The sequence below is a fragment of the Streptococcus danieliae genome (assembly GCF_013415245.1).
GTDB classification, from domain to species: domain Bacteria; phylum Bacillota; class Bacilli; order Lactobacillales; family Streptococcaceae; genus Streptococcus; species Streptococcus danieliae_A.
This window is the reverse complement of the sequence record NZ_JACBXX010000166.1, coordinates 1-12,919: the sequence shown is the minus strand read 5'-3', so window position 1 is coordinate 12,919 and position 12,919 is coordinate 1. Positions and strand designations below refer to the sequence as shown.

At 45.8% G+C, this 12,919-nt stretch carries 13 protein-coding genes; 7 read left to right on the top strand and 6 right to left on the bottom strand.

What is annotated here, in order from left to right:
* Positions 1 to 921, top strand: a 921-nt coding sequence (locus tag HZY94_RS08215) for a reverse transcriptase domain-containing protein (protein ID WP_179924842.1), incomplete at its 5' end; no start/stop codon positions are given.
* A gap of 76 nt (positions 922 to 997) precedes the next feature.
* Here HZY94_RS08215 and HZY94_RS08210 read toward each other — a convergent pair.
* Positions 998 to 1,501, bottom strand: coding sequence for a methylated-DNA--[protein]-cysteine S-methyltransferase (locus tag HZY94_RS08210; protein ID WP_179925756.1), 504 nt, complete (start codon positions 1,499 to 1,501; stop codon positions 998 to 1,000).
* A 140-nt stretch (positions 1,502 to 1,641) separates the two neighbouring features.
* Here HZY94_RS08210 and HZY94_RS08205 point away from each other — a divergent pair, with 140 nt between their 5' ends.
* Positions 1,642 to 1,968: a potassium channel family protein gene (locus HZY94_RS08205; RefSeq protein ID WP_179925755.1), complete on the top strand. Its 327-nt coding sequence runs from the start codon at positions 1,642 to 1,644 to the stop codon at positions 1,966 to 1,968.
* A gap of 175 nt (positions 1,969 to 2,143) precedes the next feature.
* Here the strand turns inward: HZY94_RS08205 and HZY94_RS08200 are convergent, their stop codons facing one another.
* The 5 genes from HZY94_RS08200 to HZY94_RS08180 form a co-directional block, all read right to left on the bottom strand.
* Complete coding sequence (locus HZY94_RS08200; RefSeq protein WP_179925754.1) at positions 2,144 to 3,289, bottom strand: low temperature requirement protein A; 1,146 nt, start codon at positions 3,287 to 3,289, stop codon at positions 2,144 to 2,146.
* 24 nt (positions 3,290 to 3,313) lie between these two features.
* On the bottom strand, positions 3,314 to 3,952 hold the full coding sequence (locus HZY94_RS08195; RefSeq protein ID WP_179925753.1) for a DUF421 domain-containing protein: 639 nt from the start codon (positions 3,950 to 3,952) through the stop codon (positions 3,314 to 3,316).
* Positions 3,949 to 4,401 (bottom strand): DUF3290 family protein, encoded by a 453-nt coding sequence (locus HZY94_RS08190; RefSeq protein ID WP_179925752.1) that lies wholly within the window; start codon positions 4,399 to 4,401, stop codon positions 3,949 to 3,951. Before HZY94_RS08190 ends, HZY94_RS08195 begins: the two co-directional genes overlap by 4 nt.
* A 100-nt stretch (positions 4,402 to 4,501) precedes the next feature.
* The gene (locus HZY94_RS08185) at positions 4,502 to 5,536 is read right to left on the bottom strand and encodes a DNA/RNA non-specific endonuclease (protein ID WP_179925751.1); all 1,035 of its coding nucleotides are present in this window, start codon (positions 5,534 to 5,536) and stop codon (positions 4,502 to 4,504) included.
* A 10-nt stretch (positions 5,537 to 5,546) separates the two neighbouring features.
* Positions 5,547 to 6,317, bottom strand: a complete 771-nt coding sequence (locus HZY94_RS08180; protein WP_179925750.1) for an alpha/beta hydrolase — start codon at positions 6,315 to 6,317, stop codon at positions 5,547 to 5,549.
* Positions 6,318 to 6,418: 101 nt separating this feature from the next.
* On the opposite strand from HZY94_RS08180, the gene HZY94_RS08175 reads away from it, so the two are divergent.
* The 5 genes from HZY94_RS08175 to HZY94_RS08155 form a co-directional block, all read left to right on the top strand.
* Complete coding sequence (locus tag HZY94_RS08175; RefSeq protein WP_179925749.1) at positions 6,419 to 7,258, top strand: HAD family hydrolase; 840 nt, start codon at positions 6,419 to 6,421, stop codon at positions 7,256 to 7,258.
* Positions 7,259 to 7,474: 216 nt separating this feature from the next.
* Positions 7,475 to 8,305 carry a BglG family transcription antiterminator LicT gene (gene licT / locus HZY94_RS08170; protein ID WP_179925748.1) on the top strand — a complete coding sequence of 277 codons (831 nt, stop codon included), beginning with the start codon at positions 7,475 to 7,477 and terminating at the stop codon, positions 8,303 to 8,305.
* Positions 8,306 to 8,525: 220 nt separating this feature from the next.
* Positions 8,526 to 10,424 carry a beta-glucoside-specific PTS transporter subunit IIABC gene (locus HZY94_RS08165; RefSeq protein WP_179925747.1) on the top strand — a complete coding sequence of 633 codons (1,899 nt, stop codon included), beginning with the start codon at positions 8,526 to 8,528 and terminating at the stop codon, positions 10,422 to 10,424.
* Positions 10,425 to 10,463: 39 nt separating this feature from the next.
* Complete coding sequence (locus HZY94_RS08160) at positions 10,464 to 11,945, top strand: glycoside hydrolase family 1 protein (protein ID WP_179925746.1); 1,482 nt, start codon at positions 10,464 to 10,466, stop codon at positions 11,943 to 11,945.
* Positions 11,946 to 12,551: 606 nt separating this feature from the next.
* A partial coding sequence (locus HZY94_RS08155; protein WP_257151889.1) for a reverse transcriptase domain-containing protein occupies positions 12,552 to 12,919 on the top strand: 368 nt, incomplete at its 3' end.

The window sequence follows — 12,919 nt, the reverse complement described above, 5'->3', positions numbered from 1 at the left end:
GCTATTATTCAACTTCTTGAGTATCTTAACGATGGCTACGAATGGATAGTGGATATTGACTTGGAAAAGTTCTTCGATACAGTTCCACAAGATAGGCTGATGTCCTTAGTACACAACATTATCCAAGATGGGGATACGGAATCACTGATTCGGAAATATCTCCATTCAGGTGTCGTGATTAAGGGTCAACGTTATAAAACGTTGGTCGGTATCCCACAAGGCGGGAATTTGTCACCTCTCTTGTCTAATATCATGCTCAATGAACTAGATAAGGAGTTGGAAAAACGAGGTCTTCGTTTTGTTCGCTACGCAGATGACTGCGTCATCACAGTTGGTAGTGAAGCATCCGCCAAAAGAGTTATGCACTCCATTAGCCGATTTATCGAGAAGCGATTAGGATTGAAGGTCAATATGACCAAGACAAAGATTGTGAGACCTACAAAACTCAAGTATTTAGGCTTTGGCTTTTGGAAATCTCCGAAAGGCTGGAAATGCCGTCCCCATAAAGATAGTGTACAGAGTTTTAAGCGCAAGCTGAAGCGACTAACGACGAGGAAGTGGAGCATTGACCTAACGACACGGATTGAACGATTAAATTGGGTTATCCGCGGTTGGGTAAATTACTTCTCACTTGGTAATATGAAAACGATACTGACGCAAATAGATGAGCGTTTACGAACTCGTATCCGAGTAATTATCTGGAAGCAATGGAAGAAAAAATCGAGACGACTATGGGGACTTCTGAAACTAGGTGTTCCGAAATGGATAGCCGATAAAGTATCTGGCTGGGGTAACCACTATCAACTAGTGGTACAGAAGTCAGTCTTAAAGCGAGCTATATCAAAACCAGCCCTCACTAAAAGAGGACTGGTTTCTTGTCTAGATTTCTATCTTAAACGACATGCGTTAAAAGTTAATTGAACCGCCGTGTGCCGAACGGCACGCACGGTGGTGTGAGAGGGACTAGAAATTAGCCTCTACTCGATTTTTCTAATCCTTAGGATTTCGAAATCTGTTCATGGTCTAAGAGCCAAATTTTGCGATTGAGTCCGCCAGCATAACCAGTGAGGGAACCGTCGTGTCCGAGGATGCGGTGGCAGGGGATGATCAGGCTGATGGGATTGTGGCCGATGGCTCCACCAATGGCACGCGGCGAGGTTGCTTGGCCGGTTTTTTGTTGGAAGGCTTGGGCTAGGTCTTTGTAACTTTGGGTTTGGCCGTAAGGAATTTGCCGCAGGAGGTCAAAGACCATTTGCCGGTAGGGGGTTCCTGCTGGTACTAAAGGGAGTGTTTGTGGATCTGGATTGACTCCGGCGAAATAGGCTGTGAGCCAGTCTTGGGTTTGCTTGAGGATTGGATTGGTTCCGCTTGGGATTGTCTGTAGATCATAGTGGGCTCCTAAGTGGTTTTGGTCTTGAAACCAGACTCCCAGAAGGGCTGTGTGATCAGCAAGTAGAATCAAATTTCCTAGTGGTGATGGGAGAGTGGTTTGTTGCAGCATGATTGGCCTCGTCCTTCGTTTTTTATAGTATAACAAATTTCCCATTTGCTGGAAGGGGGCAAGTGCCTCGGCAATTTTGTTTCAGAATCTGCTATAATGAAACCTAACTGATTTTTTGAAGCGGATGCGAGGAAAGAAGGATGAAACGTTTGGGTATTTTGATGAAGATTCTGAAAGTGACAGGGTTTATGAAGTTTGCCACTTCATTTGCCGGCTTTATTTTTATGGCCGGATTTGGCCTGCAAATCCTTGAGCCAGGGATTAACCACTATTGGGATGGTGTCTGGATGGCTTTTGTAACCTCAACGACGGTTGGTTATGGGGATTACCAAGCTGTCAGTTTTTTGGGACGCTGGCTGTGTGTTTTTTTAACCATCTATGGGCTGATTTTCTTTGCAGCTTTATCGGGGGTTGTAATCAACTACTACACTGAACTAAGCCGAGAAGGTAAGAAAATGGATGAATGAAGAGGCTGGGACAAAAGTCTAGCCTCTTTGACTTTGGATAACAAAATGCCTTTGACGCAGTAGCTGATTGACCTCTTCGTTCGCTTTTCAAGCTCGGAAGAGAGCCTAATCAGCCTTGCGGGGGTGGGACTACGAACTAAATTTTTTCAAATTTAGTTCTGTCCCACTCCCTGCTTTAGATCCAATAAATTTTATGAGGATCCTTGGTTTTTTTATGGTTTTTTAAATAAAATTGAATAAACTGAATCCAGATCAGAAAGAGGGTTCCAGTCGTAATGATGGTGACTATCAGCGGGGTAGTGGCAAAGACCAGACTGAGCAGGAATCCAACTGCAAAGATGAGCCAATACATTGCTAAGAATGTGCGCGTCCACTTGTAGGCCGCCTTATTGTAACTGCCATTGAGAACAACTGCAAGAAGAAAGGCACAGAGGCCTGCGTAGAGGAATGAGACCACGAAGAAATGGTTGACTTCATGTTCACTGAGGAAGGTCATAGAGACAGTGGTCATGAGAATCCCTGCGAAAACGAGGTAATGACTATAGATTAACCGGAAGCCCAGTGTTTGGAGTCCAGTATCCAAAATGTGGTCGAATTCTAAGAAATAAATCAAATAGAGCGCAATCACGATCAGTAGGAAGAAAATCGACTGAATTCCAAAATTATCTGGCTGGAAGAAGGAGGCGACGCCAACAATCATTTCCCCAAAAGAGATAATGACAAGCAGGGAAATCCGCTCGATCAGATGTGGGAAATTGATCGGCACTAAATCCATCTGTTTTTGATAGGCGATTGGCATGAGGAAGGAGATGATCACTGCAGTGAGGGCAATCCAAACCCCATATTGAAAAGGAAATAGCAGAGCCAACAGGACCCCGAAGGTTCGAACACTGAGGATTTTGAGAAAGGCTAAAATAACGCTGCGCTCCCGCTCATCCTTGCTCTGCCAAAATTGGACAGCATATTGTAGAAGCAGGGTGCCCGATAGGAGTGCAAAACATAGATTAAATAAGTAGAAGGTGCTTTCCCAGTTCGAATTGAAATCATTGGAAAAAAGCATCAAAAGACCCATGTCGACAAACATAATGCTCATATTAAACAGGGAATTTTTCCCAAACCGATTGGTGAACATGGTTTGGATCATCCAAGTATTGACCAGTAGTAAGAGGCAGGTGATAAAAGTGGCAAAGTTAAAGGCCGGGAGAATACCATTTTCCAGATGATGGATGAGCCCGGTCATCTTTGAAATCGCATAAACAAAGACAAGGTCGTAAAATAATTCCGTAAACTCAACACGTTTGTGCGGAACAGTAGCTGCCATAAGAGATGTGTATCCTTTCTAGATTTAAGATTCGTAGGTGATAATGTTCAGTTGTCCTTGGTCGTATTCGGCTAGGAAGATTTGCGAATGGTCATCATAGCCCAATTGTCGGAGTTCTTCTTGCAGCCAGTCGGGGTCCTTTTCCAAAAGTTCTAGGATGTCGATTTGGACAACGCCATCGGTGATGACAGGGTATTTGGGGTTGGCTTCGCCGGCTTGAACGACGATTAATTGGCCATTTTGTTCCAAAACAGCCCGTTTGACATCAGCCATGCGGAAGATTCCTTGTCCCCGGAGTTTGAGGGTTAGGTCGGCAGCGGTTAGGCCTGCTGTCCGACAAGCTTCGACATCGACTTGCCCTTTTTGGATTAGAACGCGGGGTTGACCATCAATGATTTGTTTGATGGTATGGTTATGGGTTTTTAACCATTTGAGGCAGAGCACTAAAATGGTCCAAATCATCAGGATGATGACATATTGGAGAAGGGTGATGGAAGGATTGTAGATGACACCACCGATAATTCCCCCGAGAACATAGTTTTGAATCTGGTCGGTTGCCGAATTCGGGGCGAGATTGCTTTTACCAGAAATATTGATGACAATGATCAAGGTTAAGAGACCAATTGCCAATTTAATGGTCGTGTCTAAATAAAGTGTATTCACGGATTCACCTCCACTAACTCTAAATCAAATGACTCTAAATCCATCTTTTCTAGCAGGTAGGTATCGGGTTCGCTCCCAGAGAGGGCGCGGTAAATTTGCCCGTCTACATAGAGGAGAGCCCCACTGGTTTCTGTAGATGTATTGACATAAATCTGACTGGGTTTGACCTTGAGCCTATCGGATACCTTTTCGATAAAATGGATCGAGGAGCGGTATTGGTTGTTGATTTGACTACTTGTTTGTAGGCTTTCAAAACCAGATAAGCCGGATACAAGCAGGACCAGTCCAAGGATAATCACCAATTCTCGGTATTTCGAATCTCGCTTGTCCCGGTAGGCTTGAAAGGCTGTAAAACCGAGAATCACTAAGACCAAAATAAAGAAAATAGCCAGTAGCCAGTTATCTTGGCGAATTTGGTTTAAGACATATTCATAGGAATAGAACTTCATAAGACTCCTTTCACAAAGAAAATCCCTACTATTTTAGCACATTTTGTGGTCGCAAAAAACCACCGATCCTTAAAAGGAAAGGTGGAAAATAGAGTGTAACCTACCAGGGAAGCCCTGCAGCAGCAATTTCTGCTTTCGAAGCATATTGACCATTTGGTCGGTGCCAGCGCCCACGCGCATCTCTGGTGTAACCCCCGCCAGCATTGACTTCAGGACTAACCGCAACAGCAGCATCAGCCTGGGCCTGCGCAGCAGCTTGAGCTTCCGCTTGGGCCTGGGCTTCTGCTTGTAGACGAGCTTCCTCTGCTGCTTGGGCGGCAGCCCGGGCTTCGACTTCGGCCTGTGCTTGAGCAGCTGCAGCTTCTTCAGCGGCTTTTTGTCTGGCAGCCGCCTGTTCACTGGCTGAAGCAACGGTATTGGTAGCTCTACCACTGGTATAGTCAATCTCTGCATTGGGCGAGGTGTTATCCAGGAGGACGCGGGTTATTCCGGCTGCGTCCTTGGTCTCCTTAGCACCAAGAGTGATCTCAAGTTTGTTGCCTTTGGCATCGAGACCGATATATTGAAGCTCGATTTGGCGTGGAATGAGTTCATCGTCTGTGTAAAGCGGTGTTACCTTGTAGTCTAGCCAGTAGTTGGGGTGGGTTGCCAGCCAGGAATCGAGGCGATTTTCATAGAAGAGCATGCTGTCAGGATTGGACTCGTCAGTCCCTTGATAGTTTCCAGCATTGAGCCAGTTGGTCATAGGCACTAGATTGCGTCCCTCATCAGTCAGACCACTGAATTGGTAGCCTAGTAAATGACCACGGCTCATGAGCCAGGCTTGTTCACTACCGTCGCCAAAATAGAATTTGTAGTTATGCCAACCAACGGGATCAAAGTTGATTTTACCGGCTCGTTTTTTGGTAGGTTGGTCGCCCTCCTTTAGCTGGATGTGGGCTGCTTGAGCGCGCCCTTTGTTATCCCAGTCCTGGAGTTGGATTTGCTTTTCGCCTTGAAAAGGCAGAAGGCCATCGCTGGTCTCAGCTGCATAAACTGTAGGGGGATTGAAAATAGGGCTTGGGTTGAGGATTCCTAGTCCGAGGCTTAAACTAAGCAGGAGGCTCCACAAGATTATAAATTGTTTCTTTTTCATACAATTCTCCTTATCTCATCCATAAAAAGTCCATCAAAAGCGGGACTTGTTGCGCCCAGTCGCTTTCGGTATGGCGGCCGTGGATTTGGGGATAGAGGTAGGTTTGAGCGCCCGACCTCTGAAAACTAGCTTCTAGGTTTAGGTGGCTTTGGGCGAAGGAAGTCGACCAGGGCTCCAGATCAGCCTCCGGACCTTGCCCCATTTCACGGGTTCCCCAGCCCATGTAGAGGCGGGTATTGCTATCGATTGGCACCTGGGCAACCTCTTGCTGGATGGGCCCAAAGAGGGCAGAAGACAGGGCAGCTCCCTTGGAGAAGAAGGCGTTGTAGTGGGATAGGGCATAGAGGGTCATGAGCCCACCCATGGAGGAACCGGCAATGCCTGTATTGAGGCGATCCGGATAGGTGCGATAGGTTTGGTCGATAAAGGGTTTGACCTGCTGAACCAGCCAGTCCAGAGTTTCCCGCCCGCGTCCCTGAAGTGGTCCCGCGAAGAAGCCGCTCCCGATATCATAGGGAGAATATTCCTCCAAGCGTTGATGCCCTTCCCGGCCTGGTTCGAGTCCGACCACAATCATGTCCTTGGACCATTGATCCAGAAAGTCCTTGAGTTTCCAAGACTCCCCGTAGGTTGCCTCCTCATCAAAGAAGAGGTTATGGCCATCAAAGAAATACATGACTGGGTAAGCAGTGGTTTGGTGTCCATAAGAATCCGGCAGATAGACCCGGATGGTCCGACTTTCCCCTCCTGCGGGGAAGTCTAGTTGGTGATAAGCAATCATAGTTCCTCCCTGTTTGACAATTCTACCTCCATTTTATCATGAATTTTTTTACTTTTTTTCCAAAAGAAAGAAGAGTAAACTAGAGACAAGGAGGATGCGCTATGAAAAAAATACTATTCTTAGATGTGGACGGGACAATCGTTGACTACCACAATCGGATTCCAGAATCTGCCCAAAAGGCAATCCGGGCGGCCAGAGCCCAGGGCCATGTGGTGATTGCCTGCACCGGTCGGAGTCGGGCTGAAATGCAGGATGAATTGTGGGACATGGGCCTCGATGGGATGATTGGGGGCAATGGTTCCTATATCGAGTTTCAAGGGCAGGTTCTCCAGCACCAAGTGATCTCTGCAGAGGATGCCCGGCAGGTAGTGGACTGGCTCCAGGAACGGGGTTTGGAATTTTTCTTGGAAAGCAATCAAGGCCTATTTGCTAGTCCAGGCTTTCGGGAACGTGGCCGCAAGGTTCTGCAAAGCTACCTCATGACCAAGGGACAAACAGCTGATGAAGTAGCTGGCCAGGAAGTCGAAGACATTCTCCATGGCCTGGTTTTTGAGGCCAACCTCTATCGGGATGACCTCAATAAAATCAGCTTTATCTTGGACTCCTACCAGGATCACTTGGACTCTCAAGCAGCCTTTCCACAATTGGAAGCCCACACCTGGGGTGGCCGCGGGGAAAAAGCTCTATTTGGAGATTTAGGCCTCAAAGATGTCAACAAGGCTCAAGCTATGGCGTTTTTACTCCAGCACCTAGGATTTGACCGCAGTCAAACCATCGCTTTTGGCGATGCGAAAATCGATATCCCCATGCTCGATTTTGCGGAAGTCGGAGTAGCAATGGGCAATGGCGGCCCAGAAATACTGGCCATGGCTGACCTCGTGACCGCTGACGTGGAAGAGGATGGCCTCTATAAGGCGTTTCAGAAGTTGAGGTTGGTGTGAAGGGCGTTTTCTACTTATAGAAAACAGGAAATCAGCCTTGCGAAAGCGCAACCAATTTGCTAGACTAGACTTAGGATTGTTACTGGGCAGCAGGCAAAACCTAAATCAAAATCAGGAGTCTGGAGACAGGCCTCTTTGGTGATGGATTTAGGTTTTTTTGCTATTTAGACCTTAGAAATGAGTCTGAGGACAATAACTTGTACAAAGGTGGGCAAGATGAAAATTATCAAAGTTTATAACAATAATGTCGTTCAAGCTATGGATACACAAGGTCGGGAAATTATTGTGATGGGGAAGGGGCTCGGCTTTCAGAAAAAAGCAGGCCAGGACTTGGAAGTGGATAAGATTGAGAAAACATTTGTACTGCAGGGAGATGAGCAAGAAAGTGATCTCTTCCACCTTTATGGTCGTATGCCAGCGGAAGAAGTAGACTTGGTAACCCAACTGATCTCAAAAGCTGAGTCAGTTCTCGATACCAGCTTTGAATTTTCTCTCTATCTTAGTCTTGGAGATCATCTTCATTATGCTCTGGAAAGAAGCCGCCAGGGCTTGTCAATTGAAAATCCTTTGGCTTGGGAAGTACGGAAGTTCTATCCCAAAGAATACCAATTGGGTTTGGAGACATTGGAGCAAATCCAAGAGAAATTTGGCATTCATATGGAGAAAGGTGAGGCCTCCTCTTTGGTCCTACATTTGATTAATGCCCAAAAGACTAATGCGGGAAGCCAACAAGAACACCAAGTGAATCAGATGGTTCACCAGCTCCTCGATATTGTTCGTCTCCATTTTGGTTGGGCAGATTTTCATGAAGATACCAGTTTTCACCGTTTGGTCACGCATCTCAGTTATTTTGCCCAGCGTGTTTTACAGGGACAGGTAGCAGGACAGAATGACGCCTTTCTTTTCCAACAAATTCAAGCCAATTATCCTCAAGCTCTTGCAGCTAGTGAGAAAATAAAAATTTTTGTAAAAGAAAGTTATGGTTTTGAGATGTCTTTGGACGAACAAATTTATCTAACCATTCATATCCAACGGATGGTTGAGTAAGAACGAGTTGGAACTTCTATTTTACTTAAAAATATTTTTTGGAATCGCTTGCAAAAAAGAGTGATTTTGCTAAGATAGAGCTAGAAAAGGATTGTTACTGGAAGGCAGGCAAAACCTAAATATATACGAAGATGTCTGAGAAGGCTTTTTGAGTCGGGGCATTGTGGTATATGTTTAGGTTTTTTTGCTTGTTTCAGGCAGTCAGAAAGGAGTTGTCGCTATGGCAAAAGATTATAGGCAGCTGGCAAGAGATATTGTCGATCATGTTGGGGGTCGAGAGAATATTAAAGAGCTCAAGCACTGTATCACGCGCCTTCGCTTTAGCTTGAAAGATGAAGGAAAGGCAGATACTGATTATCTCAAGGCGCGTGATGGAATTGTCACTGTCGTGCAAGCAGGTGGTCAGTACCAGGTGGTCATTGGCAATCACGTTCCGGACGTTTATGTGGCGGTTCAGACAGCAGCGGGGATTGTGGGCAATGGAAGTTTGGATATTGATGAAGGGGACAAGTTCAAGGGTAACCTCTTTGAACGATTTGTCGATCTGATTTCTGGTATTTTTCAGCCTTTCCTTGGAGCCTTGGCTGTAGCCGGGATTTTGAAGGGGTTGGTTGCTATTCTTGGAGCCAACGGAATGACGGCTGATAATAGTGCATTCTATGCGATTTTAAATGCAGCTGGTGATGGATTTTTCCAATACCTTCCGTTGATTATCGCATTGACTTCCGCAAGAAAATTTAAAGTCAATGAATTTACAGCTCTGGCTATTGGAGCAGCCTTGGTATACCCTAGTTTACCAGGAGTTGTAGAGGGGGTGACGGAGGCAGGTCTGAATCGGATTTTTGGAATTCCCTTCTCCCTTCCAACTGGAGGCTACTATTCAACTGTTCTCCCAGCAATTCTAGCAGTTTGGGTTGCTTCCTATATTGAAAGAGGGGCACGGAAGCTTATCCCAGATGTGGTGAAACTGTTTTTGGTACCCTTTGTGACCCTATTGCTAGCTGTTCCAATGACCTTTTTAGTGGTTGGTCCAGTCGGAAACCTATTGTCTGATGCTTTGAGTTGGTTTTTCCAGCTTATTATGGGAATTAGTCCAGTTCTCTATGGAGTTGTCCTTGGTGGTCTCTGGCAGGTGATGGTGATGTTTGGGATGCACTGGGCGATTGTTCCTTTGGCCATTGTCGAAACGGCTAGTCAAGGCTTTTCGGCAATCTTAGTGCCAGCCCTCTTCCCTAGTTTTACACAGGTTGGTGTCCTTTTAGCGATTATGTTGAAAAGCAAAGAAGCCAAGGTGCAAAGTCTTTCCCTCCCAGCCCTTATTTCAGCTCTTTTTGGGGTGACAGAGCCGGCGATTTACGGAATTACATTGCCTATGCGTATCCCCTTTATTGTGAGCTGTATGACGAGTGCCCTTATTGGTGGCTATGTAATGTTTGCGGGAATTGTTGGTTATTCCGTTGGTGGGCTTGGTATTTTTCTTTACCCATCCCTAATTGATACAAGTACAGGAAGTATGTCTGGTGTTATCTCTGCTATCATTGCTTCAGTGGCAGCTGTGGTGATTTCTTTTGGAGTTCAGATGGCCTTACCAGTTGCCAACCTCTATGGTGCTGAAGTCCTTGATGAAAAGGAAGATGAACCGCTTGCACTGCTCAAGGAAATTCAGCAAGAAATTGTTGCGAGCCCACTGGAGGGGACAATTGTGCCACTAACGGATGTTCCAGATCCTGTTTTCGCCTCAGGGGCTATGGGAAAGGGACTTGCGATTGAGCCCAGTCAAGGTATTCTTTATGCTCCAGCCAAGGGAGAGGTTACCCTGCTATTCCCAAGTAAACATGCTCTTGGAATGAGGACAGAAAATGGGGCAGAGATTCTTTTTCATATCGGCATGGACACCGTTTCCTTACAAGGAGCTGGCTTTGACAGTTTTGTCGAAGTTGGGGATCGAATCGAGGCTGGTCAAAAACTACTGGCCTTTGATATTGAGAAGATTCGGGAGGCTGGTCTTCCCGTAACAACGCCTATTATCATTACCAACACGTCTCTCTACAAGGATATTCTCGTCAGCCAAGAAAAGGCTGTCCAGGTTGGGGACTACTTATTGACAACGGTTCGTTAAGGAAAGAAATAATTCGATAAAAGTAAAGGAGTAGTAGCAATGGCACGTTTTCCAAAGAATTTTTTATGGGGTGGCGCAATCGCTGCCAATCAAGCAGAGGGAGCTTATAATCTGGATGGACGGGGCTTGGTTCAGACAGATGTGACAACAGGTGGGACTGCCAACAGTCCTCGCTATACAACCTATATCGACAAGGACGGGAAACCAGGGAAATATGCCTCTATGGGGCATATGGGTGGTCATCTTCCGGAAGGAGCCCAGTATGCTATTTTGGAGGAGTACTATTATCCCAATCATCAAGCTGTTGATTTTTATCACCGCTATAAGGAGGATATCAAGCTCTTTGCAGAGATGGGCTACTCGGTCTTTCGTTTGTCTGTCTCTTGGGCTCGAATTTTCCCAAATGGGGACGATGTGGAACCCAATCAGGCCGGTTTAGATTTTTACCGGTCAGTGTTTGAAGAGTGTCATAAATACGGAATCGAACCTCTGGTTTCTATCTGGCATTTTGATACGCCACTTTCCTTGGAAACTCGCTTCAAGGGCTGGTCTAACCGGAAACTGGTTGATTTCTATGTTCGTTATGCAGAAACGCTTTTCCGAGAATACCAAGACTTGGTGAAATACTGGTTGACCTTTAATGAGATTAACAATACGATTATGTTTTTAGATATGTTTGGTCAGGCTTCGGATGCAGATTTTCAAGAAGCTTATCAACAGTTACACCATCAGTTCCTGGCGTCTGCCAAGGCCATTCAAGTGGGGCGAGCAATTAATCCAAACTTCCGCTTTGGCAATATGATTTGTGGCATCACTTTTTATCCAGGAACAAGTGATCCGGCAGATATTTTAGCCAATCAGCACCAATGGGAGAAGAATATCTATTACTGTTCAGACGTCCAAGCTAAGGGACGTTATGGTTCTTATGCCAAACGCCTGTGGCAGGAACACAAGGTCAACTTGCAGATGGAGGAGGGAGACTTGGAAGTTCTAGCCCAAGGAACGATTGATTTATATACCTTCTCGTATTATATGTCGACAGTTGTGACAACCCATGAGGTGGATGAGCAGGCTGGAGGGAATTTCTCCGTCGGTGCTAAAAATCTTTACTTGGAATATTCAGATTGGGGCTGGGCCCAGGATCCGAGTGGTCTCCAGTACTATTTGGAAAAAATCTATGACCGCTATGAAATCCCGCTGATGATTGTTGAAAATGGCCTAGGAGCCTTAGACAGGGTTGAAGAGGACGGTCGTATCCATGATAGTTACCGCATCGACTACCACAGAGCCCACATTGATGCCATGGCCCAGGCTATTGCCAATGGAGTTGATTTAGTCGGCTATACCACCTGGGGCTGTATCGATATCGTTTCAGCTGGAACTGGTGAAATGCGAAAACGCTATGGTTTTATCTATGTTGACATGGATGACCAAGGTCAGGGCAGCTTGGAACGCACTCCTAAGGATTCGTTTTACTGGTATCAAAAAGTCATTCGTTCCAATGGTGAAGATCTAGATTAGGGATTCCCCGGATCTTTCAAAAATAAAGTGAACAAAGACCTATTCGGTCAGAAGCTGTGTGGACTACCTTTTGTTTCCACGCAGCTTTTTCAGTACGACGGGCATGTCGTATATCTGAGGTGCAAGTCCTCTGTGGGCACCTGCTACCGGTGAACCCAATAGCGACTCCCAAGCCTGACTATCGTGAGGTAGCGGGGAGAGGAAGGGATAGCGAAATCGTGGCTCTACGAACAGAAATGTGATATGAAGGCGTATGTAGTGGATGAGGAGGCTGAAAACTCTAAAGTCCCAAAAGGTAGTCGTAACCTATATGCGTAGATCACGAGAGTAAACGAGGAAAGATATACGACTTATCCCGTGAGGTCTCATGAGCGTCGTAGACGTAGTAACAACGAATCATGAGAAGTCAGCCGAACCCATAGTAGTGATGAAGTTTCTGTAATGGAAATGGAGCGAAGGGGCGAACAATTAACCGAAGTAATCCTACTTCACTTGTGTCTGTAAAAGAACGGTCTGATAGAACTGGAGACGGTCACGTATTGACTAGGAGAAGGTTCACGAATCTAAGATGTCCCTCAGACACCGAAACAAGAAAGGAATACGCACATGTCAGAATTGCTAGATAAGATATTATCTCGGAACAATATGCTTGAAGCCTATCATCAGGTAAAAAGAAACAAGGGTTCTGCTGGTATCGACGGAGTTACCATTGAGGAAATGGATAATTTCCTACGGCAACATTGGCGAGAAACCAAGGAACTTATAAAGCAGAGGAAGTACAAACCTCAACCAGTTTTACGAGTTGAAATTCCTAAGCCAAATGGTGGCGTCCGAAATCTTGGAATCCCTACAGTCATGGACAGAATGGTGCAACAAGCGATTGTTCAAACCATCAGTCCAATCTGTGAAAGACACTTCTCAGAGTATAGTTATGGCTTTCGTCCCAATCGCTCTTGTGAGACAGCTATTATTCA